27 protein-coding genes are annotated in these 24,255 nt (G+C 69.8%); 24 read left to right on the top strand and 3 right to left on the bottom strand.

Annotated features, from left to right (window positions below):
* Positions 1–85 precede the first annotated feature (85 nt).
* Together E0493_RS10235 and E0493_RS10230 are read left to right on the top strand one after the other, a co-directional pair.
* Positions 86–1,729, top strand: coding sequence for a lysine--tRNA ligase (locus E0493_RS10235; RefSeq protein ID WP_160936843.1), 1,644 nt, complete (start codon positions 86–88; stop codon positions 1,727–1,729).
* Positions 1,730–1,734: 5 nt separating this feature from the next.
* The gene (locus tag E0493_RS10230; RefSeq protein WP_202397058.1) at positions 1,735–3,651 is read left to right on the top strand and encodes a phosphatidylglycerol lysyltransferase domain-containing protein; all 1,917 of its coding nucleotides are present in this window, start codon (positions 1,735–1,737) and stop codon (positions 3,649–3,651) included.
* 4 nt (positions 3,652–3,655) lie between these two features.
* Here E0493_RS10230 and E0493_RS10225 read toward each other — a convergent pair whose 3' ends face one another.
* Positions 3,656–4,303 carry a S24 family peptidase gene (locus E0493_RS10225; protein ID WP_160936841.1) on the bottom strand — a complete coding sequence of 216 codons (648 nt, stop codon included), beginning with the start codon at positions 4,301–4,303 and terminating at the stop codon, positions 3,656–3,658.
* A gap of 120 nt (positions 4,304–4,423) precedes the next feature.
* Between E0493_RS10225 and E0493_RS10220 the strand changes: the two genes are divergently transcribed.
* From E0493_RS10220 to E0493_RS10150, 15 genes are all read left to right on the top strand, one after another.
* Positions 4,424–4,864: a hypothetical protein gene (locus E0493_RS10220; RefSeq protein ID WP_160936840.1), complete on the top strand. Its 441-nt coding sequence runs from the start codon at positions 4,424–4,426 to the stop codon at positions 4,862–4,864.
* On the top strand, positions 4,861–5,361 hold the full coding sequence (locus E0493_RS10215) for a hypothetical protein (RefSeq protein WP_160936839.1): 501 nt from the start codon (positions 4,861–4,863) through the stop codon (positions 5,359–5,361). The genes E0493_RS10220 and E0493_RS10215 overlap by 4 nt, the downstream gene beginning before the upstream one ends.
* Before the next feature lie 119 nt (positions 5,362–5,480).
* Positions 5,481–5,711, top strand: a complete 231-nt coding sequence (locus tag E0493_RS10210; RefSeq protein ID WP_160936838.1) for a hypothetical protein — start codon at positions 5,481–5,483, stop codon at positions 5,709–5,711.
* 5 nt (positions 5,712–5,716) lie between these two features.
* On the top strand, positions 5,717–7,144 hold the full coding sequence (locus E0493_RS10205; RefSeq protein WP_160936837.1) for a portal protein: 1,428 nt from the start codon (positions 5,717–5,719) through the stop codon (positions 7,142–7,144).
* A gap of 8 nt (positions 7,145–7,152) precedes the next feature.
* Positions 7,153–7,884, top strand: coding sequence for a capsid assembly protein (locus tag E0493_RS10200; RefSeq protein ID WP_160936836.1), 732 nt, complete (start codon positions 7,153–7,155; stop codon positions 7,882–7,884).
* A 162-nt stretch (positions 7,885–8,046) separates the two neighbouring features.
* Positions 8,047–8,880: a phage capsid protein gene (locus E0493_RS10195; protein ID WP_160936835.1), complete on the top strand. Its 834-nt coding sequence runs from the start codon at positions 8,047–8,049 to the stop codon at positions 8,878–8,880.
* 161 nt (positions 8,881–9,041) lie between these two features.
* Positions 9,042–9,611: a hypothetical protein gene (locus E0493_RS10190; protein WP_160936834.1), complete on the top strand. Its 570-nt coding sequence runs from the start codon at positions 9,042–9,044 to the stop codon at positions 9,609–9,611.
* A gap of 3 nt (positions 9,612–9,614) precedes the next feature.
* Complete coding sequence (locus tag E0493_RS10185; RefSeq protein ID WP_160936833.1) at positions 9,615–11,495, top strand: hypothetical protein; 1,881 nt, start codon at positions 9,615–9,617, stop codon at positions 11,493–11,495.
* The gene (locus E0493_RS10180; RefSeq protein WP_160936832.1) at positions 11,495–11,935 is read left to right on the top strand and encodes a hypothetical protein; all 441 of its coding nucleotides are present in this window, start codon (positions 11,495–11,497) and stop codon (positions 11,933–11,935) included. The genes E0493_RS10185 and E0493_RS10180 overlap by 1 nt, the downstream gene beginning before the upstream one ends.
* Before the next feature lie 129 nt (positions 11,936–12,064).
* Entirely contained in the window at positions 12,065–14,404 is a 2,340-nt protein-coding gene (locus E0493_RS10175) for a glycosyl hydrolase family 28-related protein (RefSeq protein ID WP_160936831.1), read from the top strand.
* Positions 14,405–14,456: 52 nt separating this feature from the next.
* Positions 14,457–14,780 (top strand): hypothetical protein, encoded by a 324-nt coding sequence (locus E0493_RS10170; protein ID WP_160936830.1) that lies wholly within the window; start codon positions 14,457–14,459, stop codon positions 14,778–14,780.
* A complete protein-coding gene (terL, locus tag E0493_RS10165) occupies positions 14,761–16,200 on the top strand; it encodes a phage terminase large subunit (RefSeq protein ID WP_160936829.1) in 1,440 nt (479 codons plus the stop codon). The genes E0493_RS10170 and terL overlap by 20 nt, the downstream gene beginning before the upstream one ends.
* 155 nt (positions 16,201–16,355) lie before the next feature.
* Positions 16,356–16,742 (top strand): hypothetical protein, encoded by a 387-nt coding sequence (locus tag E0493_RS23085; protein WP_202397065.1) that lies wholly within the window; start codon positions 16,356–16,358, stop codon positions 16,740–16,742.
* A gap of 226 nt (positions 16,743–16,968) precedes the next feature.
* Entirely contained in the window at positions 16,969–17,298 is a 330-nt protein-coding gene (locus tag E0493_RS10155) for a hypothetical protein (protein ID WP_160936827.1), read from the top strand.
* A gap of 47 nt (positions 17,299–17,345) precedes the next feature.
* A complete protein-coding gene (locus tag E0493_RS10150; protein WP_160936826.1) occupies positions 17,346–17,666 on the top strand; it encodes a hypothetical protein in 321 nt (106 codons plus the stop codon).
* Between the two features lie 187 nt (positions 17,667–17,853).
* Here E0493_RS10150 and E0493_RS10145 read toward each other — a convergent pair whose 3' ends face one another.
* Positions 17,854–18,078: a hypothetical protein gene (locus tag E0493_RS10145; protein WP_160936954.1), complete on the bottom strand. Its 225-nt coding sequence runs from the start codon at positions 18,076–18,078 to the stop codon at positions 17,854–17,856.
* A 94-nt stretch (positions 18,079–18,172) separates the two neighbouring features.
* Between E0493_RS10145 and E0493_RS10140 the strand changes: the two genes are divergently transcribed.
* The 3 genes from E0493_RS10140 to E0493_RS10130 are packed head-to-tail and all read left to right on the top strand — an operon-like array spanning position 18,173 to position 19,391.
* Entirely contained in the window at positions 18,173–18,535 is a 363-nt protein-coding gene (locus tag E0493_RS10140) for a hypothetical protein (protein WP_202397040.1), read from the top strand.
* A 32-nt stretch (positions 18,536–18,567) separates the two neighbouring features.
* Entirely contained in the window at positions 18,568–19,023 is a 456-nt protein-coding gene (locus E0493_RS10135) for a cell wall hydrolase (protein WP_160936825.1), read from the top strand.
* Between the two features lie 11 nt (positions 19,024–19,034).
* The gene (locus tag E0493_RS10130; protein WP_160936824.1) at positions 19,035–19,391 is read left to right on the top strand and encodes a DUF952 domain-containing protein; all 357 of its coding nucleotides are present in this window, start codon (positions 19,035–19,037) and stop codon (positions 19,389–19,391) included.
* A gap of 48 nt (positions 19,392–19,439) precedes the next feature.
* On the opposite strand, the gene E0493_RS10125 is transcribed toward E0493_RS10130, so the two are convergent.
* Complete coding sequence (locus E0493_RS10125) at positions 19,440–19,910, bottom strand: MmcB family DNA repair protein (RefSeq protein ID WP_160936823.1); 471 nt, start codon at positions 19,908–19,910, stop codon at positions 19,440–19,442.
* A gap of 62 nt (positions 19,911–19,972) precedes the next feature.
* Here E0493_RS10125 and E0493_RS10120 point away from each other — a divergent pair, with 62 nt between their 5' ends.
* The 4 genes from E0493_RS10120 (at position 19,973) to E0493_RS10105 (ending at position 24,208) form a co-directional block, all read left to right on the top strand.
* On the top strand, positions 19,973–20,449 hold the full coding sequence (locus E0493_RS10120) for a YcgN family cysteine cluster protein (protein WP_160936822.1): 477 nt from the start codon (positions 19,973–19,975) through the stop codon (positions 20,447–20,449).
* Positions 20,446–20,793: a cupin domain-containing protein gene (locus tag E0493_RS10115; protein WP_160936821.1), complete on the top strand. Its 348-nt coding sequence runs from the start codon at positions 20,446–20,448 to the stop codon at positions 20,791–20,793. The genes E0493_RS10120 and E0493_RS10115 overlap by 4 nt, the downstream gene beginning before the upstream one ends.
* 107 nt (positions 20,794–20,900) lie before the next feature.
* Positions 20,901–23,465, top strand: a complete 2,565-nt coding sequence (locus E0493_RS10110; RefSeq protein WP_202397039.1) for a response regulator — start codon at positions 20,901–20,903, stop codon at positions 23,463–23,465.
* 17 nt (positions 23,466–23,482) lie between these two features.
* Positions 23,483–24,208 (top strand): M48 family metallopeptidase, encoded by a 726-nt coding sequence (locus E0493_RS10105; RefSeq protein ID WP_367614486.1) that lies wholly within the window; start codon positions 23,483–23,485, stop codon positions 24,206–24,208.
* Positions 24,209–24,255 lie beyond the last annotated feature (47 nt).

The raw sequence follows: 24,255 nt of genomic DNA, 5'->3' as shown, positions 1-24,255 counted from the left end.
AGATGACGGCCGCGCAGGACCGCAGGGGCCGACTTGCCGTCGCGGCGCGTTGACCGGGCGCGCCGGCGCTGGCAAGGGGGCTGGCATGACCGCCGATTCATCCTTCCGTTCCGTCAAGGCCTGGCCCTTCGAGGAAGCCGCCAAGGTCGCCGATCGCATTGCGCAGGCCGGGAAATCGGTGGCGCTGTTCGAGACCGGCTACGGGCCCTCGGGGTTGCCGCATATCGGCACCTTCGGCGAGGTGGCGCGCACCACCTGGGTGCGGAAGGCCTTCGAGCGGATGACCGGGCTGCAGGGCAAGCTGATCGCCTTCTCGGACGACATGGACGGGCTGCGGAAGGTGCCGGACAACGTTCCCAACGGGGAGATGCTGCGGCAGCATCTCGGCAAGTCGCTGACCGCCATTCCGGACCCCTTCGGCACGCATGAGAGCTTCGGGCACCACAACAACGCCCGGCTGCGCGCCTTTCTGGACGCCTTCGGCTTCGAATACGAGTTCGCCTCGGCCACCGACTACTACCGGTCTGGCCGGTTCGACGCGGCGCTGCTGCGGATGCTGGCGGTGCATGAGGAGGTGCGGCAGGTGATCCTGCCGACGCTGGGGCCGGACCGGCGCGCCACCTATTCGCCCTTCCTGCCGGTGCATCCGCGCAGCGGGGTGGTGATGCAGGTGCCGATGGACGAGGTGCGGCCGCAGGACGGCACCGTGGTCTGGCGCGACCCGGCGACGGGCGAGCGCTTCGAGACGCCGGTGACGGGCGGGCACGTCAAGGCGCAGTGGAAGGCCGATTGGGCCATGCGGTGGTTCGCCCTCGGCGTCGATTACGAGATGTCGGGCAAGGACCTGATCGACAGCGTGCGGCTTTCCTCGCAGATCTGCCGAGTGCTGGGCAGCGAGCCGCCGGTGGGCTTCACCTATGAGCTGTTCCTCGACCAGGGCGGGCAGAAGATCTCGAAGTCCAAGGGCAACGGGCTGACCATCGAGGAGTGGCTGCGCTACGCGCCGCCGGAAAGCCTGGCCTATTTCATGTACCAGGCGCCGGGGCGGGCGAAGCGGCTCTATTTCGACGTGATCCCGCGGGCGACGGACGAGTACCTGACCTTCCGCGAGAAGCTGCGCGCCAATCCAGATCCGGCCAACCCTGACTGGCATATCCATGGCGGCGAGGTGCCCAATACGCCCGAGCCGTCGCTGACCTTCGGCATGCTGATGAACCTCGCCACCGTGTCGGCGGCGGATACGCCGGAGCGGTTGTGGAAGTTCGTGCGCAACTACGCGCCGGAGGCGACGCCGGAGACGCAGCCGCTGCTGGGGCAACTCGTCGGGTATGCGGTGGCCTACTCGCACGACTTCATCCTGCCGGGGCTGAAGCCGCGGGCGCCAACGGCGGAGGAGCGGCCCTGCTTCCTCGCGCTGGTGGAGATGCTGCGCGCGCACCAGGCGGAGATCGAGGCGCTGCCGCACGGGTTGCCGCAGGCGGAACGCATCCAGACGCTGGTCTATGACGCCGGGCGGCGGGATCCCTTCATCCAGGTCCAGAAGGACGGCTCGCCGGGCGTGGCACGGGGATGGTTCAACGCGCTGTATCAGGTGCTGGTGGGGGCGGACCAGGGGCCGCGCTTCGGCTCGCTGGCCGCGGCGTACGGCGTGCCGGAAACCATCCGGCTGATCGAGGAGGCGCTCGCCCGGCCGCCGGAAGTGGCCAGGGCGGAGACGAGCCCGGCGTGACGGGCATGCTCGGCACGCTGCGCCGGCATGGAGCCACCGTGTTCGGCCTGCTGCTGCTGGCGGGTGCGCTTTTCGTGGTGCAGCGTGAGGTGCGCCACCTCTCGATGGCCGAGATCGGCGAGGCGCTGGCGGCCATGCCGTCCAGCGCGCTGTGGACCGCCGGCGGCTGGACCGTGCTGGCCTATGGGGTGCTGACCATCTACGACCGGCTCGGATCGGTCTATGCGGGGCGGCCGGTGAGCTACCTGCGCACGTCGCTGGCCTCCTTCTGCGCCTATACCCTGGCGCATAATCTGGGCTTCGCGGCGGTTTCCGGCGCCGCCGTGCGCTACCGCTTCTATGCCGCCTGGGGGCTGACCCCGGCGGAGATCGCGAAGGTGATCGCCTTCACCAGCCTCACCTTCGGCCTGGGCGGCATGGCGCTGGGCGGGGCGGTGCTGATCTGGGAGCCGGAGGTGCTGCCCTGGATCGCCGAGAACCTGCCGCACTGGGCGATGCGGGGGCTGGGCATTGCCCTGATCGGGGTGGTGGCGGGCTATATCCTGCTCTCGCGCTTCGTGCCGCATTTCACGATCTTCGGGCATCGCATCGACCTGCCCGGCTTCCGCATGGCCTGCATGCAGACGGTGCTGGCGGGGGTGGATGTCGCGGTCACGGCGATGATCTTCTACGCCTTGCTGCCGGCGGCGGAGGGGCTGAGCTTCCCGCGCTTCATCGGCATCTATCTCGCGGCCTATGCGGCGGGGCTGGCCGCCAATGTGCCGGGCGGGCTCGGCGTGTTCGACAGCGCGGTGCTGATCGGGCTGCAGCCCTATGTGCCGGCGCCGCAGGTGATCGGCGCGCTGCTGTTGTTCCGCTTCTTCTACTACATCATCCCGCTGTTCCTGGCGGGGGCGCTGTTCGCCGGCTTCGAGCTGAACCAGCGGCGCCACGTGCTGGGCCGGATCGGCACCGAATCGCAGGTGACGGACGCGCTGGAAGGCCCGGCGCTGGCGGGGCTTTCGGGCCTCGCCGGCGTGGCGCTGCTGTTTATCGGCGCGCTGCCGGCGCGTGGCTCGCCGCTGGCCGCCTGGGCGGGGGAGTGGGCAGCGCTGGCCAGCCATTTCGCCGCCTCGCTGATCGGCTCGCTGCTGCTGGTGGTGGCCTATGGCATGGTGCGGCGGCTGCGCATCGCCTGGGTTTCCGGCATCGCGCTGCTGATGCTGGGAGGCATCGTGACGCTGCTGCGCGGCGAGCCCTGGTTCGTGCCGGTGGGCTTCCTGGCACTGGCGGGGCTGCTGGCCTGCATCCGCACCGCCTTCTACCGGGACGCTCGGCTGACCGGCGAGCCGCTGGCATCCAGCACCCTGATGCCGCTTGCGGCGAGCGTGGTGGCGGCGTTGATCCTGGCGCAGATCGCCTGGCGCGGGCCGGTGGCCGACAACCCCTGGTGGGCGGTGCCCTTCTCGGAGGAGGCGCCGCACACGCTGCGCTTCACCGTGGGCCTGTGCGGCGTGCTGATGCTGGTGGCGGTGCTGCGGCTGCTGCGGCCTGCGCGCATCCGCGTGCCGGCCTACGACCTCGCGACCCGGGCGCGGCTGGCGGCGCTCGGCGCGCGCACGCCCCGCCAGGCGGACGGCGCCATCTTCGCCGAAGGGGGACGGGGGGCGGGCTTCGCCTTTGTTCGGCGGGATCGGGTCTGGATCGGCATCGGCGATCCGGCGGGCGAGGAGACCGCGCGGATTGCCGCGCTCTGGCGCTTTCGCGACCTGTGCGAGCGCAACGGCGTGGCCCATGCCTTCTGGCAGGTGGGGCCGGAGCTGCTGCGGGCCTATGAGGACACCGGCCTGGCGGCCGTGCCCCTGGGCGAGGGGCGATTCCTGGTCTGCCACGCTGAGGGCGACCCGCAGCGCCTGCTGGAGGAACTGCAGGCGGGGCGCTGACCGGCTATTGGCTGGCCCAGACGATCCGGTGCATCCAGGTGACTTCCGAGAGGTCGAAGCTGTAGTTGGGATGCGCCGGGTTGAGGCTGGCCAGCTCGATCCGCCGGGCGGACTGGCGAATCAACTCCTTCGCCATCACCTCGCCGCGGTTGGTGCGGGCCACCACGCGGTCTCCCCGGCGGACCGGCGAGTTGGGCGAGACGATGACCAGGTCCCCGTCGCGGAAGACCGGTTCCATGCTCTCGCCCGAGATCTCCAGCGCATAGGCGTTGGGATCGGCGAATTCGGGGGTGCTGATCTCGTCCCAGCCGCCGCCGACGGGATAGCCGCCATCATCGAAGAAGCCATCGCTGCCGGCCTGGGCGAGGCCGATCAGCGGGATTCGCCGGCCGGGCGGGATGCGGCCTGCGCTGTTGAGCGCCGGGGCGCCGCTGACCAGCGAGGCGAAGCTCTCCATATCCGTGCCGGTGGCGGCGAGGATCTTCGCGATGCTCTCGGTCGAGGGCCAGCGCGCGCGGCCGTCGGTGCCGGCGCGCTTCGAAGGGTTGAAGGCTGTGGGGTCGAGCCCCGCCTTGCGGGCGAGGCCGGAAGGCGACAGGCCGTGCTCGGCTGCCAGCGCATCCACTGCCCGCCAGATGTCGTCATGGCGCATGGGCGGATTATCCTAGGATCACGGTCGGAAAGCAATAGGAAGATCATCACAGATAGGTGTTGACGCCTATAAAGCTACTCGTAATGATTGGCGCCGCTGCAACCAAAAGGCGAATCCCCCATGACTGCGCTGCGCCGTTCCTCCGCCTCCCCCGTTCTCTCCAACATGACCAAGGTGGAGCCCTTCGGCAGTGCCGAGGAGGCGTGGCTCTGGACCATGGCGGCCCTGGTGGCACGTCGCGAAGGCGCCCGCGTGGTCGCTGGCGCCGGTCGTGTTCAGCGGCCCTGCGAGCCGGACGACGTGGTGAAGTGCCTCGACCGGCTCTATCGCCAGCGGCGGATTGACCTGGTGCATGCCCGCATCATGCGCTTCTGGGGCGAGCGCGGCGCGGCGCCCGACCCGCGCTATGCCCAGGAGAAGGCCGACTGGCGCATCTGGAACGAGGCGATGCAGCGGCTCGACTGGCCGCTGCGCATGAAGGGAATCGTGGCGGGTTCGGCGCTGCCGATGCCGGCGGGCGAGGAGGTGGTGGTGGCGCTGCAGGGGCGCTTCCCGGAATGAGCGCGCCGCGGCGGCTCCAGGGAGCGGTGCCCCGCATTGCGCCGCGCCATGCCCTTGCTGAGGGCGGGCAGCGGGTCTGGATCGGCTTTGGCGGCCGGGCGGACCGGCTCTGGCTGAGGCTGCTGCGGCCGGGCTTCCGCCACTGCTTCGCCGTGCTCGGCGATTCCGGCGGGTGGACGGTGGTGGAGCCGCTGTCCGGCCGGCTGCTGGTCTCCCGGCCCGAACTGGGGCCGGAGTTCGACCTGCCGGGCTTCTATCGTCGCGCGGGACTGACGGTGCTCGGACCGTTCGCGCCGGGGGGCGCCTTCTGCGGTGTTCTGCCGGGGGTGCTGCCCTATTCCTGCGTTGCGGTGTGCCGCGCGCTGCTCGGCGAAGGCGCGCCGCGCGCCCTCACGCCGCGCGGGCTCTACCGGAAGCTGCAGAAATTTACGGTTGTAGGAAAAAAGTCCTTGACGACGCCGCCGTCCGCCGGTAAGAAGGTCCTCGTCAACGGGTGAGTTGCGCCCGCTGACCTCCTCCCGATCCCCCCGACTGCGCGGGCCCGTCCGGAACACTCCGGACGGGCCCGCGGCTTTTTGGGGCGACCTTTCCGCCAAACCGAAGGAGCCGCACGCGCATGGGTGGCCTGTTCCGCGCCCCGAAGCCGGTGGTCGTGACCGCGACCGAGCCGGTCGCTTCCCCGCCCGCCGGGCCGACCCCCGACGCCGCCGAGCAGACCGCCCGGACGGAGAACCTGGAGCGGTCTCGCCGCGGCCTCGCCGGCACCATCGCCACCTCCGCCCGTGGCGTGCTGGAGCCGTTGCCGCAGGGTCTCGCCGGGACCCGCAAGACGCTGCTTGGGGAGTGAGGCCGATGACCCTCTCGCCCGAGACCATTCTGGCGCGCCACGGCGCCGCGCGGGAACGCCGCCGCCCCTGGGAGGGCGTCTGGCAGGAATGCTACGACCATGTGCTGAACGGGACGCCCGGCAGCGGCGGGCCGGCGCTCTATGACGCGACCGCGCCGGATGCCGCAGAGCAGCTTGCCGCCAGCCTGCTGGCCGAGCTGACGCCTCCCTGGTCCCGCTGGTTCGGGCTGGCGCCGGCCGAATCGCTGGCCAATGGCCCCGAGGGCGCGGCCGCCGCGAAGGCACTGGAAGCCGCGGCGGAGACGCTGCAGGGGCATCTGGACCGCTCCAACTTCGCTTTGGAGATGCACCAGGCCCTGCTCGACCTGGTGGTTGCCGGGACCGGCGTTCTGCTGGTCGAGGAAGCGCCGGCCGGCGGGCTCTCGGCGCTGCGCTTCACCGCCGTGCCGCTGCGCGACGCGGTGCTGGAGGAGGGACCGAGCGGCCGGCTCGACACCGTCTATCGCTGCGTGGCGCTCGACGCCGCGGCGATCCAGGCGCGCTATCCGGAGGCGGAACTGCCGGCGGCGCTGCTGGCCGGGAGCGGCGAAGACGAGTCGCCGCGCCGGTACCGCGTGGTCGAGGCGGTGTGGCCGGAGCGGACGGGCAGCGGCTACCTCGCCGTGCTCGACCATGAAGGGCAGGCGGTGCCGCTGGGCTTTGGACGCTTTGGAGAAAGCCCCTTCATCGCCTTCCGCTGGATGAAGGTGCCGGGCGAGGTCTATGGCCGCGGCCCGGTGATGAAGGCGCTGCCGGACATCCGCACCGTCAACAAGGTGGTGGAGCTGGTGCTGAAGAACGCCTCCATCGCCGCCACCGGCATCTGGCAGGCCGAGGATGACGGGGTGCTGAACCCCGCCACGGTGCGGCTGGTGCCGGGCGCCATCATTCCGAAGGCGCCGGGCTCCTCCGGGCTGACGCCATTGGCCGCGCCGGGCAACTTCGACGTCTCGCAGCTGATGCTGGACGACCTGCGCGGGCGCATCCGCAGCGCGTTGCTGGCCGACCGGCTGACCGCGCCGAGGGACGCCCGCATGACCGCCACGGAAGTGCTGGAGCGCAGTGCCGAGACGGCGCGGCTGCTCGGCGCGACCTATGGGCGGATGCAGGCCGAGCTGCTGACGCCGCTGATCGGCCGTTGCCTCAGCATCCTGCGGCGGCGTGGCGAGGTGCCGCCGCTGCTGCTGGACGGCCGCGAGGTGCGGCTGACCTATCAGTCTCCGCTGGCCCGCGTGCAGGGCCGCGCCGATGCGGCGAACACCTTGCTGTTCCTGCAGGCGGTGGCGGCACTGGGCCCGCAGGCGGCGGCGCAACTCGACGTCGCCGCCGCCACCCGACACCTGGCCCGGACGCTTGCCGCGCCGGCCGGGATCCTGACCCCTCTCGAGGAGTGACGCTCCGCATGTCCGAGAACTTGCTTGAGGCCGCGATGGCGGAGGGCGCCGCTCCGGCGGCAGCCGAGGAAATTCCGGAGAAGTTCCGGGACCCGGAGACCGGCAGCCTGCGCGTGGAGGCGCTGCTGCGCTCCTACCGCGAGCTGGAGAAGCGCCTCTCCCAGCGCTTCGCGCCGCCCGGTCCGGAGGCGCCGGAGGAGGAGCGCGCCCGCTTTCGCCGCGCCATCGGCGTGCCCGATGCGCCGGAGGAATACGCCGTGGAGCCGAAGCATGAGCTCTGCGGCCCGGATCCGGAGATCAACAAGCGGCTGCACGAGGCGGGCTTCACCTGCACGCAGGTGCAGCTTGTCTATGATCTCGCGGCCGAGCGGCTGCTGCCGCTGATCGCCGAGGCGGCGGCCGACTACGAGGCGCAGAAGCAGGTGGCGCGGCTGGCGCAGGAATTCGGCGGCGATGAGCAGTTCCGCCGCATCGCGCCGCAGATCGCCGCCTGGGGTCGTGCCAACCTGGCGCCGCCGGTCTTCGAGGCGCTTTCCACCACCGCCGAGGGCGTGCTGGCGCTGCACCGGATGATGGCGAAGAGCGAGCCGAGCCTGGCGCGCAATGCCGAGCCTGCCGAAGCGCTCGATGAGCAGGCGCTGCGCAAGATGATGCGCGACCCGCGCTACTGGCGCTCGCGCGAGCCGGAATACGTCAAGCGCGTGACCGAGGGCTTCAAGCGCCTCTTCGGTCAGGGCTGACGCGTCGCCGGGGTTCCGGCGCGCCCGTCTTCCAACCGTTTTCCGCCGTGGCGCAACCCGCATTGCCGGGTGCCGCGGCGTGCCTGCCGCTCCGGCCCCGCGTGGCCAACCGGAGCGCCTGGCTGAACCCATCCCACCATTCCGCCTCTTAAGGAAATCGGCATGTCCGCTTCCATCGACCAGGTCTTCACGAAGCAGTTCCAGTCCGAGGTGCATGACGCCTACCAGCGGCAGGGCAGCAAGCTGCGCCCGACGGTGCGCAGCAAGACGGACGTGCGTGGCGCCTCCACCGTGTTCCCGATCGTCGGCCGCGGCATCGCGGCGGCGAAGGCGCGCAACGGCGCGGTGCCGGTGATGAACCTCTCGCATTCCAATGTCGAGTGCTTCCTGCAGGACTACTATGCCGGCGAGTGGATCGACCGTCTTGACGAGCTAAAGACCAACATTGACGAGCGCCAGGTGGTGGCCAGCGCCGGGGCCTATGCGCTGGGCCGCAAGACCGACGAGCTGATCATCGCCGCGCTGGACACGGCGACGCATGAGGCGGTCGGCACCGCGCCGGGCACCGGCGACACCGACGGGCTGACCAAGGCGAAGGTGCTGATGGCCTTCGAGATGCTCGGCGCCGCTGACGTGCCGGATGACGGCAATCGCTTCGCCATCGTCGGCTGGAAGCAGTGGAGCGAGCTGCTGCAGATCCAGGAGTTCGCCAACGCCCAGTATGTCGGCGACGACGACCTGCCCTGGAAGGGCACGCAGGTGAAGCGCTGGCTGGGCGCGACCTGGATGCCGCATTCCGGCCTGACCAAGAGCGGCAATCTGCGCTTCTGCTACTTCTATCACAAGACCGCCATCGGCCATGCCGTCGCGCAGGAGGTGGTGACCGACATCACGTGGCATGGCGACCGCGCCGCCCACTTCGTCAACAACATGATGAGCCAGGGCGCGGTGATGATCGACGCGGCCGGCGTCGTGCGGATGCGCGCCGCCGAGTAATCGGAAAACGTGCGGGGGAAGGAATTTCCCCGCACTCCCTTCCTTCTTCAGTCAGTTCGAGGGGCGCCAGTGAGCGGGCGCGGGAACTGACAGAAAAAAGAAGGGCGTCTGGGGGAACTCATTCCCCCAGCCTTCCTGCAACCTTCCGGGAGTTCCGACCGATGGCGCTGTCCGCCCTCGTCCTCTGCTCGCGCGCGTTGCTGAAGATCGGTGCGCAGCCCATCGCCTCCTTTGACGAAGGCACCGCCGAGGCGGAGGTGGCGGCGCATCTCTATCCTCTGGTCTGCGACGCGCTGCTTTCCGCCCATCCCTGGTCCTTCGCGACCGGCCAGATGGAGTTGCCGCGGCTCGTCGAGACGCCGCACGCCGACTACGCCTATGCCTACCAGCTGCCATCGGACTTCCTGCGGGTTCTTTCCGCCGGAGAAGGTGGCCGGGGCCGTGGGCTTGCGTACCGGCTCAATGAAAGCCGGCTGCACACGAACGCCTCACAGGTGACGCTGACCTATCTCTTCCGGCCTGCGGAGAGCGGCTTTCCCGCTTTCTTCGCCGCGGCGCTGGTTGCGCGGCTGGCGGCCGAGTTCTGCATTCCCCTGACCGAGAGCTCCTCGCGAACGGAGATGCTGCACCGACTGGCGGAAACCGAGTTCCGTCGTGCGCGCGCCGCCGACAGCCAGCAGAGCACGACGCGCGCCGTTGAGGACTTCCCGCTGATTGCCGCGAGGAGATGACACATGGCGGGCGACCGCAGCACCAAGACGAGCTTTGCCGCGGGTGAGCTGAGCGACCAGCTGCTTGGCCGCGGCGACCTGCGCGCCTTCGAGAACGGCGCGCGGCGGCTGCGCAACGTGTTCATCCAGCCCACGGGCGGCGTGACGCGGCGGCCGGGGTTGCGGCACGTGGCCATGCTGCCCGGCTCCGCGCGGCTCATCGCCTTCGAGTTCAACACGGAGCAGACTTACCTGCTGGTGCTGACGCATCAGCGCCTGCAGGTTTTCATGGGTGATGTCGCGGTGGCGAGCCTGAGCGCACCCTGGACCGCGGCGATGCTCGACCAGATGGCACATACGCAGAGCGCCGACACATTGCTGTTGCTGCATCCCGAGATGCCGCCTCAGCGGGTGACGCGCAGCAGCCATGTGGCCTGGACCATGACGACGTGGCCGTGGGTGGCGGAGCCGTTCTTCCGCTTCGCCGCGCCGGAGGTGACCTTGGCCGCCAGCGGAACCACCGGCAGCGTGACGCTGGCAACCAGCGCTCCCTTCTTCCAGGCGGGCCATTCCGGAGCGCGGCTGCGGTTGCGCGGCAAGCGGCTGCGGGTGACGGCGATCCTCTCCGCCACCAGCGCCAGCGCGCAGGTGGAGGGCACGCTGCCGGACACGGCGGCCAGCAGCGACTGGGACGAAGCGGCCTTCAGCCCGGCGCGCGGCTGGCCGGTTTGCGCCTGCTTCCATCAGGACCGCCTGGTGCTGGGCGGCTCGCGCGATCTGCCCAACCGGCTTTGGCTCTCGTGCTCGGGCGACCTGTTCAACTTCGACCTCGGCACCGGGCTGGACGACCAGGCGATCGAGTTCGGCCTGCTCTCCGACCAGGTGAACGCCATCCGTGCCGTCTTCTCCGGGCGGCACCTGCAGGTCTTCACCTCCGGCGCTGAATGGATGGTGACGGGCGATCCGATGACGCCGGCTTCCATCCAGCTGCACCGGCAGACCCGGATCGGCTCGCCGGTCGATCGCATTATTCCACCGGTGGACGTGGATGGCAGCACCATGTTCGTGGCGCGCTCGGGCCAGGCAGTGCACGAGTATGCCTACACCGACGTGCAGCAGGCCTACCAGGCGAACGACCTGGCGCTCGTCGCGCGGCACCTGGTGGAACGGCCGGTCTCCATGGCCTATGACCAGGCGGGCCGGCTGCTGCACGTGGCCATGGCAGGTGGGTGGCTTGCCACCCTGACGCTCTACCGCGCCGAGCAGGTCACCGCCTGGACGCGGCAGGACACCGACGGCGCCTTTCGCGCGCTGGCGGAGATCGACGGAACGATCTGGTGTGCTGTTGAGCGGGCCGGATCGCTGCGGCTGGAGAGGTTCGATGATGCGCTGGCGGTGGATGCCGGGCTGACCGGCAACGACAGCACGGAGCGGACGCTGTGGAATGGCCTCGACCATCTGGCGGGACGCAGCGTGCAGGTGGTGGCGGATGGCGCGCCGCGCGGCAGCGCCACGGTCGCCAATGGCGGCGTGTCGCTCGATCCGGCCGCCTCCGCCGTGCAGGTCGGCCTCGGCTACAGCCATGTCATCGAGCCGCTGCCGCCGCAGCTTGTAAGCGCGGGCGGCACGCGCAGCGGGCCTGTTCGTCTGCTTTCCATCGGCCTCCGCTTGCTGGAAACCGCGGCGCTGACGGTGGATCTCGGACGCGGGCCGCAGAATGTGCCGTTCCGCCGCATGGATACGCCCGTGCTTGATGCCGCGCCGCCGCGCTTCACCGGCGACGTCACGCTGCGCGCCTTCGGCTGGCGACGCGACACCATGCTGCCGCTCTGGCGGATCGAAGGCGACACGCCGCTGCCGCTCACGCTGCTTTCCGTCACCACCGAGACGAGGATGAACGACTGATGGCCCAGCTTGCCCCCATCGCCACGCTGATCGGTACGGGCGCCTCGCTCTACGGCACGGTGCGCCAGGGCCAGGCGCAGGCGGCACAAGCCAAGGCGCAGCAGCAACAGCAGGCGGAGGCGCTCACCGCCCGGCAGCAGCAGCTTGCCGCGCAGCAGGAAAGCGAGGCGCGCGCCCGGCAGGACCGGCTGGAGCGCACCGTCGCCTCCACGCGCGCGCGCCTCGCCGCGTCAGGGATCAGTCCGGACCAGGGTTCGGCCGGCGCCATCACCGCCGGCCTGGAGCGCGATGCCGCCGAGGCAGCGCAGGACAGCAGCGACGCCTTCGCGGCGCGGATGTCGGCCGGCCGCTCCTCCCTGCTCAACAGCGACGGATCGCTGACCACATGGCTGCGTGCCGGCAACAGCTTCGGAGGGGCGCTGCGTTCGCTGCTGGACTGACGCGGCGCCGACGCCCATCCATCATCCAGGGCTGCGAGCATTTCCCGTGAGCGTGAGGGAACGGGAAATGCTCCGACGCACCCGCGGCCGCCCGGACGCCCCGATTCCCCTCCTGCATGAGAGACCCGCATGGCCGAGCATATCCGCATCGGCGACGTCGCGCCGCGTGTGCACTACGTGGCGGACGGCGCGCAGACCGTCTTCATCTATCCGTTCCCGATTTTCGAGAGCGCCGACCTTGAGGTCCGCCTGGACGGCCTGGTGCAGTACGATGGCTTCACCATCACGGGTGCCGGCAGCTCGGAGGGCGGCAGGGTGGTGTTCGCCGCGCCTCCCGCAGCCGGGCGCCAGCTGCTGATGCGGCGCGTGATGCTGATCGAGCGCGTTACCGACTTCCAGCCGAACGGCGTGCTGCGGGCCAAGACGCTCAATGACGAAATGGACCGGCAGGTCGCATCGCTGCAGGAGATGCGTGAGAATCTGACAGGCGCCATCCGTGCCGATCCGGGTGATCTTCCTGCCAGGCTGGTACTGCCTGCGCGAAGCGGTCGCGTCAATCGCCTGCTTGGCTTCGACAGCGTCGGCAACGTCACTGCCGTGCCACGTGATCCGGTGCTGCTCGCCCCGTTTGGCGGGGCGATCCCGCGCACCGTGGAGGACAAGCTGGCCGAGCGCCTTTCCGCGCGCGACTTCGGTGCCACGGGCGACGGCGTCAGCGATGACGGACCGGCGCTGCAGGCGGCAATGAACGCTGCCGCGGCCTCGGGCAAGCATCTCGTCATCGGCGAGGGCACGCACCGCACGACCATTCCGCTGACGCTTCCGGGCGCGGCGGCGGGGCTGACGATGCGCGGCAGCATTCTTTATGCCGGGCCAGGGGGTGTGACGGCGCTGACCCTCGGCGACGGCGCGGCGGCGCGCAACCAGGCGAAGCTGTACCAGGGCCTGCGCGTGCTGCGCGCCACGATCACCGACTGGCTGGACGAGCGCGACATCGGCATTCTGCTGCGCAACCTCGATGCGTCCGTGGTGGAGGTCCGGCAGGTGGAGGGCTTCACCATCGGCACGCGGACCGAGGGTGTCGAGCTCGGCTTCGAGGATACAACGATGTACCTCGGCCGGTTCGTCAACAACCGCATCGGCCTCGACGTGCATACGGCGACCGCGTCGGGCTGGAACAACTCCGTGCGCTACATCGGCGGGCACTTCGCCAACAGCGCCAGCACCAACCCGACGCGCGACCGCTTCGGCGTTCGCTTCTCCTGTGCGCCAGGGGCCTACCCCCGACACAACGCGCATTTCTTCACCGGCCCGGCCTTCGAGCTGCAGCGGCAGGGCAGCCCGGGAACGGTGGCGGCCATCCCCTTCCTCCTGGAGGCCGGGGACGAGCGCGGCATCATCGCCCGCGGCGTGCGGATGGAGCAGTGCAGCCCTAATGTGGCGCGGCACGCGGGCGGTGCGAATGATTGCCTCTACGAGGTCGTCTATGTCGGCACCTATGCCTTCACGGGCGCCGATGTCGAGTACACGGCCACGGCGACGCGGGCTGGCGGCACGGTCATCCCCCTGCACCAGGCCAGCGCGGCGCAGGGCACTCCACGCCTGGTCGCCGCGGCGGAGAATGTCCGGCGGCGCGCCTTCCGGCAGACCATCGATAACGTCGACGGCATCGGCTTCGAGCAGATGGCGGTGCTTTCCGGCAATCCATCAGGGCCGCCGGCGAACCTGAACGGCTTCGCCTTCGCCGGCCTGTCGCAGTTCGCGCTGAACCCGGACAGCGTCGGCATCCCGACCAGCCGCGCGCTTGCCTTCGTGGTGGATTGCAGTGTTTGCAAGGAGTTCTTCATCGCCGCCGAAGGCTCGGAGCTGCGGCCGATCGTGATGCAGTTCGATGCCAGTGAGGCAGTGCTCGGGGCGACGAATCCGGCGCTGCTCTCCAACATGAACGCGGTCTGGGCGGGGAGTCCGTCCTTCTTCTGGGAGGGCAATGCGGATCTCGACAGCCTGGTGGGCGGGCTGCCGATCAACCGCCTGCAGCGCGTCACCCTCCATGCAAATGCACGGTTCGCCGCGATCGGCGTTCGTGGCGGCAGCGCCAACGCCGTGCTGAAGGCGCTGCGCCTCTACTGCTCGCCGCTGCATGCGCCGGCGCTGCTCTTCGGCGGCAGTCGGAAGTGGGGAACGCGCGAGTACGGCGTGACCGATGCGGGATGGGTGGTGCCAAACCTGGCGGCTGGCGCCAGCGCGACGCGTGACGTCGCGCTTCCCGGCGTGCGGCAGGGCGACTTCGTGCAGGCGAGCTTCGCCAAGAGCAGTGGCTTCCAGAACGGCGGCGTGGTGTTCCACGCCTCGGTGGGCGGCACCGCCAGCCTCGATCAGGTGCGGGTGACCGCACAGAATGTCAGTGGCGGCAGCATCACCGTGGATGCCGGCACACTCTATGTCCGTGCCGTGAAGCCGAGGGTCTGAACATGGACCGCTCGGCTGAGCGCGGCGCCGATGAAGCAGGGGAAGGGGCGTCATGAGCCGGCGGGACGTGGTGGCGATCGAGGACCTGCAGCCAGCCATCCGGCGCGTGGTCGAGGACTACAACACCTTCGTCGCGCATGGCCCGGCTCCGGGCACGCATGACGACGCCAAGGCCTTCGCCGCGCACCATGCCGCGGCGAAGGCGGCTCTCGCGCATCTGGAGCATTTGTTGAAGCTCGCCCGTGCCACTGGCGCGGGCGAGGAGGAAAGTGGCCTGGCACAGGCGGCCGCGCTGCTGCGCCAGGCGCGCGGCGCGCTGGCCGAGGAGCCCCCGACCGAGGAGGAGTGCGACGCCGATGACGGACCGTCCGGCTGACCTGACGGAATTCGTCTGGATCTGGAACAACCTGGCAGGGCAGGGCACGCCGGCCGTGCACCGCCGCATTCTGCGCTGGCTGGAGGCGCGGCGCGCGGCTGACGAGCGCCGGTTGCTGCTGATGGCCTTTCGCGGCTGCGGCAAGTCCACGCTGGTCGGGCTCTACTGCGCCTGGCTGCTGCTCCGCTGGCCGGAGTTGCGCATTCTGGTGGTGGCAGCGGACCATGCGCTCGCCACCAAGATGGTGGGCACGGTGCGGCGCATCGTCGAGCGCCATCCGCTGTGCCGACCGCTGGTGCCATCCTCGCCGGAGGCTTGGGCGGTGGACCGCTTCACCGTCAACCGGCAGGGTGCGCTGCGCGATCCCTCCATGCTGGCGGCGGGGCTCGGCGGCAACATCACGGGCCTGCGCGCCGACGTCATCATCTGCGACGACGTCGAGGTCGCCGGCAACTGCGACACGCCGGGCAAGCGCGCCGAGCTGCGCGAGCGGCTGGCGGAGACGGAGTTCATCCTGACGCCGGGCGGTACCATTCTCTACGTCGGCACGCCGCATTGCGCGGAAAGCCTCTACCTGCATCCGGAGGAGGGCGAGGCCTATCTTTCCGGCTATAGCCGCCTGCGCATTCCGCTGCTGGACGGGGCCGGGCGCAGCGCCTGGCCGGAACGCTTCGCCACGCCGCTGGTGGCGCAGATGCGCGAGCGTGTCGGGCCGATCCATTTCGGGCGGCAGATGCTGCTGCGGCCGGTGGCGAGCGGCGCGGCGCGGCTCGATCCGGCGCAGATCATCCGCTACGAGGAGGAAACCGAGTACCAGGAGGCGCAGGGGCGGCCGCTGCTGCGGCTGCTCGGGCGCCGCATGGTCTCGGGCGGCGGCTTCTGGGACCCGGCCTATGGGCGGCCGGGTTCGGGCGACGGCAGCGTGCTGGCCGCCACCTATGCCGATGCCGAGGGCAACCACTACCTGCACCGGCTGAGCTACCTGACGCATGAGCCGGGCGGCGCGGAGGACCCGGCGACGCAGCAATGCCAGCGGGTGGCGCGCATCGCGCGTGAGCTGCTGCTGCCGGTGCTGCGCGTGGAGACCAACGGCATCGGCCGCTTCCTGCCCGCCATCCTGCGGCGGGAGCTTGCGCGGGCCGGGGTGCCCTGCGCGGTGGTCGAGCAGCACAGCCACCGGCCGAAGCAGGAGCGCATCCTCGCCGCACTCGACCCGGTGCTGGCGGCGCGGCGGCTGCATGCGCATGCGCAGGTGTTCCGCACGCCCTTCCCGACGGAGATGGCGGAGTGGAAGCCGGACACCGCCGGCACGCGGGACGACGCGCTGGACGCGCTGGCCGGTTGCCTGCTGGCCGAGCCGGTGCGGCTGCCCGGCGCGCCGCCGGCGCCGCGCGGCATTGGCTGGCGCGGGATCACCTAGAGGGGTTTCCCGTTCGCACTGGCTCACGTCAAACGCTCTAGCCGGTTGTTTTGGCGAGCAGCCTTACCCGATCCAGTGATTCCACCGGATCGGGATCTGCTCTAGCGACGCTCCTGCCGCACAGATTTTCAAGCCGGCCGCAGGAAGGAACCACGATGGCAGGTGGCGTATCCGTCAGCGCCGATAACCGCACGCGAAACGGCAGGCCGGAGCATGTCAGCGCCTACACGCGCGCCGTGCCGGATCTGGTGAACGAAGGCATCGGTTTCGGCCGCTTCGGATCGGCCGGGCCGCCCCCGCGCGGCGGTGGGTCGTTCATCTTCATCGCGCGCCGGCGTGATCTCCTGGAGGGCTTCGGTCGGCGCGAGATGCCGCTGGAGGGCGGGGGTGGCTTCGCCGGGCCTCTGGGCAAAGCTTCGGCAATGCTGTCTCACGGGCGCCCTCCCCGCGGCGGAGCGCCGAGCCGCGCTTTGACATCCCTATGGACAGACAGCGGCATCATCAGCCCGGAGCTCAGACTGACCCTCGGCGGAGTACGCTGACGGCCGACCCCCATGCTCTGCTGCGCGAATTTGCTGGCAGAGGACATATCGTAGCCGGTAGCAAACCTGGAGTTGGAGGTACTCGCGAACGTTTCGATGCTGGCGATCGTATCATTGGTGTCTATCGGCACAAAGATGGACGAGAAGCAGCGACGACGCCTGGCATAATCCACTAATCATCACGCGGCGCCCATATTGTTCCGGCGAAACCTCGAGGGCGGGCTGAATGACGAACGGGGCAAACCTGTCAAAGCTGCGCGAAAATCTTCTCTGGTCGGCGCAGCGTGCGCTCCCGGGAAAGATGCCTGCTTCACTCCATGCTTATTCTGTTAAGGTGGAACGGCCGCAGAAAAAGCTGCGCCTTCGGGCTCACTTCCATGAGCCGCCTTCCGAGGATGACATTGAAGATCTACTCGCCGTGGAAACCGAAATCTTCGCGGACTTCTTCGATGACGTTCGTGTTGAAACGGAAATCGAGGTCATCGCACCCGGCGAGAAGCCGAACTTTCTGGCGGAGGGGGTCGCTTATCAGCGCCCCGCATCTTTGGGCGCCTGACCGTGGTCGCACAGGCGGTCTCGGCAAACATCCGGAGATGAAGGGGGATGACCGACTGGGCGAACCTGGAACGGCTGCGCGAGAAGCTTCTTTGGTCGGCGCGGCGCGCTCTGGGCGGCCAGACGCCGGCTTCCCTCGTCGTCTACTCCGTCGCCGGGGATCAGGTCCAAAAGCGGTTGCGGCTCCTCGCGCAGTTCGATGAGCAGCCTTCTGAGGACGACCTTGAGGACTTGGCCTGCGTCGAGACTGAAATCTTCTCGGATTTTTTCGATGGCGTGAGCATCAAGACTGAGATCAGCATTGTCGCGCCGGGTGAGGAACTCGATCTCCTGCCGGATGGTATGGCGTATCGGCGGCCGCTTAACTGAGACGCTCCGGCGGCTCGCTTGCCGGCATCGTTGGGGATGGGCGTATGACAGACTGGGAAGGAAGCCGGGGCACCTCTTTCCCGGTATGGGCGAATTCCGCCCTAGGATGTTCACTTTTTGTTGACTCGATCGCCGGAAGTGCCTTAGGCTCCGCTCGTCAACGGCCGAACTGCGTCCGCTGACCGCCTCAGGCCGCGGGCCTGCTCCTCAGCACTTCTCGTTCATGCCGCGCCTCACCCTCCGGGGTGATGCGGAAACGGCCGTCCGCCTGATGCGCCGCCAGCCGCATCCCGGCCAGGCGATGCAGGCAGGGGCCATCCTTCAGCCCGTCCGGGCGACCGAGCGCGCCGCTCAGCTCCAGCCGATGAAGGGCGGAGCGGCAGCAGGTCTCTAGGTAGGGCTCGTTCCACATCATTCCATCGCAATCGTTTCCGGCCGGCGCCGGTGCCGCCCTCCCCAGGGTGGCGCCGGCGCCGTCGTCGTTCAAGAAGGCCGAGGAGGGCCGGATGAACCCGCTCGATCTGGAACCCCAGACGCTGGCTACCGCCGTGCAGGCACCGCTGCTGGGCGTGCTGTTCTGGATGCTGCATGGGCTGCGGCGTGGCCTGCCCGACCGGCCCGTGGAATTCGCCGAAGCGCCGCGCGTCGAGAGCGACGCCCTGGCGCGCACGCGCGACGAGCTGGCGGCCTTCAAGCTGGAGGTCGCCCGCACCTACGTGCCGCTCTCGCTGATCCGCGATGTGGACCAGCGGCTGAGCCGGCAACTGCTCCGCATCGAGGAGAAGCTGGACGCCGTCTCCCGCGCCTCGGCCGCGACCGCCGCGCTGCAGGCCGCCCAGCGCGGCCGCGGCGCCGACGACCACCTCTGATTTCCCCCCGGACCCAAGCGAGACCGCCCCCCATGAGCCATATTCCCCTGGCCGCTCCTGTCGCCGGCACCGGCCTCTCCGCGCAGGAGGTCCTGGCATTGACGCTTTGGGCCGAGGCCGGCACCCATTCCGTGCGCGCCATCGAGGCGCTGGCCGCCACCATCATGAATCGCGTGCGCCTGGCGGAGCGGGAAGGCGTGACGCATTGGGGGCGGGGGCTGGCGGCCATCTGCCGGGCTCCCTTTCAGTTCTCCTGCTGGAACCGCAACCATATGCGCCACATGCTGATGCAGGCCATTCCGCCCGGCGACCCCAGCATGGCCGTGTGCCGCCGCATCGCCGCGCGTGCTGCCGCTGGTGCCCTGGCCGACCCGACCGGCGGCGCCACCCATGCGCACGATGCCGGCGAACTTCCGCCCTGGGCTGTGGGCGAGGCGCCGGTGGCCGAGATCGGCGGGATGCTGTTCTACCGCCTCCTGGTCCGGTAAACTCCGGGAGCATGGAACCCATCATCTACACCATGGTCCGGGACGAGGACTGGCGGGAGGCGCGCGCCGGCAGTGTCTATCGCGGCAGCGCCGAGGATGCGCGGGACGGCTTCCTGCACTTCTCCACTGCGGCGCAGTTGCGGGAGAGCGCGGCGAAGCACCGCGCCGGTCAGCGTGACCTCTGGCTGTTGGCGGCGGATGCCGCCGCCCTCGGCCCAGCACTGCGGTGGGAGCCTGCCAGTGGCGGCAAGCGCCCGGGGCTGTTCCCGCACCTCTACGGGCCGCTGCCGCTCACGGCCCTGCGCTGGTCCATGCCGCTGCCCTTGCAGGCGGATGGCACGCATCTCTTTCCCGAGGAAATCCCCTGAGCCGGCAAGGGGAAGCCCGGGGGGAATTCGATCCTCCCGCCCTCGCCTTCACTCCACCCGAAGCGCGGCGCGCAGTTCCAGCGCCCCGGCCGGGTCGAGCATGCCCTGCAACCTGCCTGCGGCGAGCCTGGCATAGCGTAGCAGCAGGGATCTCCTGCGCGCCGGCGCCAGCTTGTGCTCCGCCGGGTGCCGCAGCATCGCCGCGTCCCCATCTTCCGCCACGATCAACCCGACCTCCTCGGGCAACAGCGCCTGTGGAAAATCGAGGTCCACGGCGAAGTAGAGCCGGTCGCACCAATCACGGTATTCGTGCCACTTGCTGTCCGACTGGAAGTCGCGCGCGCAACTCTTCACCTCGATGGCGGTGAGCCCGCCATCCGGCTCCAGCGCCAGGATATCGAGGCGGCGGCCGCTCGGCAGGGGCACTTCCAGCAGGGGCGCCCAACCCAGCCGCCCGCAAAGCCGGGAAGCGGCGCGGCAGACGCGAAGCGTGCGCTCGGGAGGTGAAAGCTCGGACATAGGTCCTTATGTTCGCTCTCCGTTCCCTCCCGCGTCAAGTCACGACCGCCTAGGATGAATGGATGGGCGCCCAACCTCCCTTCTGGAAGACCAAGCCGCTCGCGGCGATGACGCGTGCCGAATGGGAAAGCCTGTGCGACGGCTGCGGCCGCTGCTGCCTGCACAAGCTGCGCGACGAGGATACCGGCGAGCTGGCCTGGACGGAGGTGGCCTGCCGCCTGCTCGACGGGCAGAGCTGCCGCTGCCGCGACTACGCCAACCGTCGTGCGCATGTTCCGGACTGCGTGAAGCTGACGCCGAAGCGGCTCGCCCGGATAGACTGGCTGCCGCCGAGCTGTGCCTACCGCCTGGTCGCCGAGGGTCACGACCTGCCCTGGTGGCACCCGCTGATCTCCGGCCGGCCGGAGACGGTGCACGAGGCCGGTGCCTCGGTCAGCGGGCGCGTGGTGGCGGAACGCCGGGCCGGCGACCTTGAGGATCATGTCGTGGAATGGCCGGGCGAGTGGCCGGCTGCAGCGAAGGAGGAGCGCAAGCCATGAGCCCGTCCAACCCGGGTCGCCCCGAGGCCTTTGAGGAGCCGTTGCGCTGCCGCCCGCCCGCCATCGCCACCGTGCAGATCGACAATGCCGAGATGCGGGCGACGCGCTGGGACTTCCCGCCCGGCGCGGAGACCGGCTGGCACAGGCATGGCTATCGCTATATCGTCGTGCCGCTCTCGGCGGGACAGATGCTCCTCGAGCTGCCTGGCGGTGAGACGATGGAGGCGGAACTCGGCTCCGGTGCTTCCTACGAACGCCCTCCTGGCGCGGAGCACAACGTGGTCAATGCCGGCAGCGAGCCGTTCAGCTTCGTCGAGATCGAGCTGAAGGGCTTTCCCGGCTAGGCTGCGATGCCTTGCCACGCTGCGGTGGCATGGCGGCGGCTTGGTTCACCCTTTCGGTTCCCGCGGTGCCGGTGTAACCACCACAGCTGGCAGGCAGGATGGACTCATTGCAGGAAACTTCAGGGCTTGCGGCGATGGATTTCGGGCGGTTGCTTGATGCCGCGCCGCACCCCTATGTCGTGCTGGATCCAGAGTTCACCCTGGTCTGGGCCAACCGCGCCTATCTTGCCGTCACCGGGCGCAGTGCCGGGGACATCCTCGGGCGCAACATCTTCGAGGCCTTTCCCGGAGGCGCGCATGATCCGGGCGGGGAGGGCACGCGCCAGCTCCGGCACTCGCTCGAAACGGTGCTGCAAACCCGCACCTGGCACACGATCGCGCATATCCGCTATGCCATCCCGGTCGACGGGCCGGGCGAACCCCGTTTCGAGGAGCGCTTCTGGAGCGCGACCCACACGCCGATCCTCAACGAGGCCGGTGAGCTGGCCTTCATCCTCCAGCAGACCGACGACATCACCGAAATGCAGCTTCTGCGGCGGCGCTCGGCAGGCGCTGGTGCGATCGGGTTGGAGGAGAGCGTCTTCCGCCGTGCCCAGGCGGTTGAGGCGGTCAACCGCGCGCTGGACGCCGAGCGGGCGCATCTTCGCCGGCTCGTGGAGCAGGCGCCGGCCTTCGCCGCCTATCTGCGCGGCCCGGAGCATGTCTTTGAGATCGCCAACGAAGCCTATTGCGATCTCGTGGGACGCACGGACTTGCTGGGAAAGCCGGTACGCGAGGCGCTGCCGGAGCTGGCGGGCCAGCCCTACTTCGAGATCCTGGACCGGGTCTTCGCCACCGGCGAGGTGTTCAGCGCCCGCAACATGCTGGCCCGCCTGAACCGCTATGCCGACGCGCCGCTGGCCGAGCTCTTCCTCGACTTCGTTTATCAGCCGATCCTCGATGCCGATGGCAGCGTCTCCGGCATTTTCGTGCTGGGCTACGACGTCACCGAGCAGAAGCGCATCGCCGACGAACTGGAGCGCTACAAGGATCAGCTTGAGGACATGGTGCGCGTCCGCACGCGCGCGCTGGAGGAGAGCGAGGCCGAGCGCCGGCGCACCGAGGCGGCGCTGCGGCAGTCGCAGAAGATGGAGGCGATCGGCCAGCTCACCGGCGGCGTGGCGCATGACTTCAACAATCTGCTGCAGATCCTGAGCGGCAACCTGCAGATGTTGCAGCGGGCGATCGTGGTGCCGGACGATAAGCGCCGGCTGGAGGCCGCGCTGAACGCGGTGGACCGCGGCGCCAAGCTGGCCTCCCAGCTGCTTGCCTTTGCGCGACGGCAGCCGCTGGAGCCGCGCGCGGTCAATCTTGGCCGGCTGGTGCGCGACATGGACGACCTGCTGCGCCGCGCGCTGGGCGAGGCGATCGAGCTGGAGACGGTGATCGCCGGCGGCTTGTGGAACACCCTGGCGGACCCCGACCAGGTGCAGAACGCGCTTCTCAACCTCGCGGTCAATGCGCGCGACGCCATGGACGGCGCCGGCAAGCTGACCATCGAGGCCGGCAACGCCATGCTGGACGAGATCTACGCCCTCCAGCACGAGGACGTGCAGCCTGGCCAGTACATCATGCTCGCCGTCTCCGACACCGGCTGCGGCATGGCGCCCGAGGTGCTGGAAAAGGTCTTCGAGCCCTTCTTCACCACCAAGCGCGAGGGGCGTGGCACCGGCCTCGGCCTCTCCATGGTCTATGGCTTCGTCAAGCAGAGCCATGGCCACATCAAGATCTATTCCGAGGTCGGGCAGGGCACCACGGTGCGCATCTACCTGCCGCGCACGCACAGCGCCGAGGAAGCCATTCCGCAGATCGCCATCCTCCCTGTCGAGGGCGGCCACGAAACCATTCTGGTGGTGGAGGACGACCCGGTGGTGCAGGCGACCGTTGTCGATCTGCTGACCGATCTCGGCTACACCGTGCTGCGCAGCTCGGACGCGCAGAGCGCGCTGAATCTGGTGAAGAGCGGCGTTTCGATCGACCTGCTGTTCACCGACGTGGTGATGCCCGGCTCGGTGCGTGCCCCCGACCTGGCGCGGCAGGTCCAGACGCTGCAGCCGCATGCGGCGGTGCTCTTCACCTCGGGCTACACGGAGAACGCCATCGTGCATGGCGGCCGGCTCGACCCGGGGGTGAACCTGCTCTCCAAGCCCTACCGGCGCGAGGATCTGGCGCGCAAGGTTCGCCACACCCTGAACAACCGCCGGCAGGCCCTGGCGGCCGTCGCCGCGCCGCGCGTTCCCGCCCCGAGCCGCCAGCCGGCCCCGGCCTCCACGGGCGCCCGCGTGCTGCTGGTGGAGGATGATCCGCTGATCCTGATGGACAGCGAGGATATGCTGAGCAGCCTCGGCTACACCGTGATCAGCGCGCGCGATGCCCGCAATGCCCTGCGTGAACTGGAGCGCAACAGCTTCGACGTGTTGTTCACCGACATCGGCCTGCCCGGCCAGTCCGGCATCGAGCTGGCCCAGCAGGCCCTGCGGCGCTGGCCCGGCCTGCGGGTGGTCTTCGCCTCCGGCTATGGCACGCCGCAGCTGGCGGAGGACATGCCCGGAGCCCTGTTCCTGACCAAGCCCTATGGTCCCCGGGCTCTGACCGACATCATGCGGCGTGCCCTGGACGGGACGGAGTTCTGACCGGCCGGAGCCGCGGCGTGACCGCTCTGCCGGAGAGCGCCGAACGCATCCTGCTCCGCCTCGCGCCAGGCGTGCCACCCTTGCGCTGCCCTTTGCGCTGGCGCGTCTCGCCGCGCGCGCGGCGGGTCTCGCTGCGCATCGATCCGGTGGAGGGCGAGGTTGTCGTCACCCTGCCGCCAACCGCCAGCCAACGCGCCGGCCTGGCCCTGCTGCGCCGCCATGCCGGATGGGTGGCCACCCGGCTGCACGCCTTGCCGCCGCCGCTGCGCCTCGCCCCTGGCGTCGCGGTGCCGGTCGGCGACGTGCCCCACCTCGTCCAGCACGAGACCGCACGCCCGGGCTCGGCGCTGCTGAGCGAAGGCCGCATCCTGGTCGGCGGCGCGGAAGAGGCGCTGCCGCGGCGTGTTCTGGCGCTGCTGCGCGCCGAGGCGTCGCTGCGCATCGCGCCGCGTGCCTGGCGCCATGCCGCCACGCTCGGCGTCGCGCCGCAAGCCATCCGGCTGAAGGATCCGCGCAGCCGCTGGGCAAGCTGCGCCGTGGACGGCACCCTGGCCTTCTCCTGGCGGCTGGTGATGGCACCCCCCTGGGTGCTCGACTACGTGGTGGCGCATGAGGTGGCGCACCTCCGGGAGATGAACCACTCGCCCCGCTTCTGGGCCAGCCTGGCCCGGCTCAGCCCGCATCGCGCGGCGGCGCATGGCTGGCTCCGGCAGCACGGTCCGCGCCTGCTGCGCGTCGGCTGACGGAAAGGCCGGGGGAACTCGCTTCTCCGACCTTGTCGCCGGCCGGG

It is taken from the genome of Teichococcus coralli, from assembly GCF_009829925.1.
GTDB classification, from domain to species: Bacteria; Pseudomonadota; Alphaproteobacteria; order Acetobacterales; family Acetobacteraceae; genus Pseudoroseomonas; species Pseudoroseomonas coralli.
This window is presented reverse-complemented; position numbering and strand designations above follow the sequence as displayed.

Coding starts and splice junctions, on each gene's coding strand:
- E0493_RS10150 (WP_160936826.1), top strand. CDS start 17,346: ATGACCGACTGGGCGAACCTGGAACGGCTGCGCGAGAAGCTTCTTTGG.
- E0493_RS10215 (WP_160936839.1), top strand. CDS start 4,861: ATGAGCGCGCCGCGGCGGCTCCAGGGAGCGGTGCCCCGCATTGCGCCG.
- E0493_RS10210 (WP_160936838.1), top strand. CDS start 5,481: ATGGGTGGCCTGTTCCGCGCCCCGAAGCCGGTGGTCGTGACCGCGACC.
- E0493_RS10180 (WP_160936832.1), top strand. CDS start 11,495: ATGGCCCAGCTTGCCCCCATCGCCACGCTGATCGGTACGGGCGCCTCG.
- terL (WP_160936829.1), top strand. CDS start 14,761: ATGACGGACCGTCCGGCTGACCTGACGGAATTCGTCTGGATCTGGAAC.
- E0493_RS10135 (WP_160936825.1), top strand. CDS start 18,568: ATGAGCCATATTCCCCTGGCCGCTCCTGTCGCCGGCACCGGCCTCTCC.
- E0493_RS10200 (WP_160936836.1), top strand. CDS start 7,153: ATGTCCGAGAACTTGCTTGAGGCCGCGATGGCGGAGGGCGCCGCTCCG.
- E0493_RS10190 (WP_160936834.1), top strand. CDS start 9,042: ATGGCGCTGTCCGCCCTCGTCCTCTGCTCGCGCGCGTTGCTGAAGATC.
- E0493_RS10170 (WP_160936830.1), top strand. CDS start 14,457: ATGAGCCGGCGGGACGTGGTGGCGATCGAGGACCTGCAGCCAGCCATC.
- E0493_RS10115 (WP_160936821.1), top strand. CDS start 20,446: ATGAGCCCGTCCAACCCGGGTCGCCCCGAGGCCTTTGAGGAGCCGTTG.
- E0493_RS10145 (WP_160936954.1), bottom strand. CDS start 18,078: ATGTGGAACGAGCCCTACCTAGAGACCTGCTGCCGCTCCGCCCTTCAT.
- E0493_RS10205 (WP_160936837.1), top strand. CDS start 5,717: ATGACCCTCTCGCCCGAGACCATTCTGGCGCGCCACGGCGCCGCGCGG.
- E0493_RS10225 (WP_160936841.1), bottom strand. CDS start 4,303: ATGCGCCATGACGACATCTGGCGGGCAGTGGATGCGCTGGCAGCCGAG.
- E0493_RS10235 (WP_160936843.1), top strand. CDS start 86: ATGACCGCCGATTCATCCTTCCGTTCCGTCAAGGCCTGGCCCTTCGAG.
- E0493_RS10175 (WP_160936831.1), top strand. CDS start 12,065: ATGGCCGAGCATATCCGCATCGGCGACGTCGCGCCGCGTGTGCACTAC.
- E0493_RS10120 (WP_160936822.1), top strand. CDS start 19,973: ATGGGCGCCCAACCTCCCTTCTGGAAGACCAAGCCGCTCGCGGCGATG.
- E0493_RS10155 (WP_160936827.1), top strand. CDS start 16,969: ATGACGAACGGGGCAAACCTGTCAAAGCTGCGCGAAAATCTTCTCTGG.
- E0493_RS10195 (WP_160936835.1), top strand. CDS start 8,047: ATGTCCGCTTCCATCGACCAGGTCTTCACGAAGCAGTTCCAGTCCGAG.
- E0493_RS10140 (WP_202397040.1), top strand. CDS start 18,173: ATGAACCCGCTCGATCTGGAACCCCAGACGCTGGCTACCGCCGTGCAG.
- E0493_RS10230 (WP_202397058.1), top strand. CDS start 1,735: ATGCTCGGCACGCTGCGCCGGCATGGAGCCACCGTGTTCGGCCTGCTG.
- E0493_RS10125 (WP_160936823.1), bottom strand. CDS start 19,910: ATGTCCGAGCTTTCACCTCCCGAGCGCACGCTTCGCGTCTGCCGCGCC.
- E0493_RS10185 (WP_160936833.1), top strand. CDS start 9,615: ATGGCGGGCGACCGCAGCACCAAGACGAGCTTTGCCGCGGGTGAGCTG.
- E0493_RS10220 (WP_160936840.1), top strand. CDS start 4,424: ATGACTGCGCTGCGCCGTTCCTCCGCCTCCCCCGTTCTCTCCAACATG.
- E0493_RS23085 (WP_202397065.1), top strand. CDS start 16,356: ATGGCAGGTGGCGTATCCGTCAGCGCCGATAACCGCACGCGAAACGGC.
- E0493_RS10130 (WP_160936824.1), top strand. CDS start 19,035: ATGGAACCCATCATCTACACCATGGTCCGGGACGAGGACTGGCGGGAG.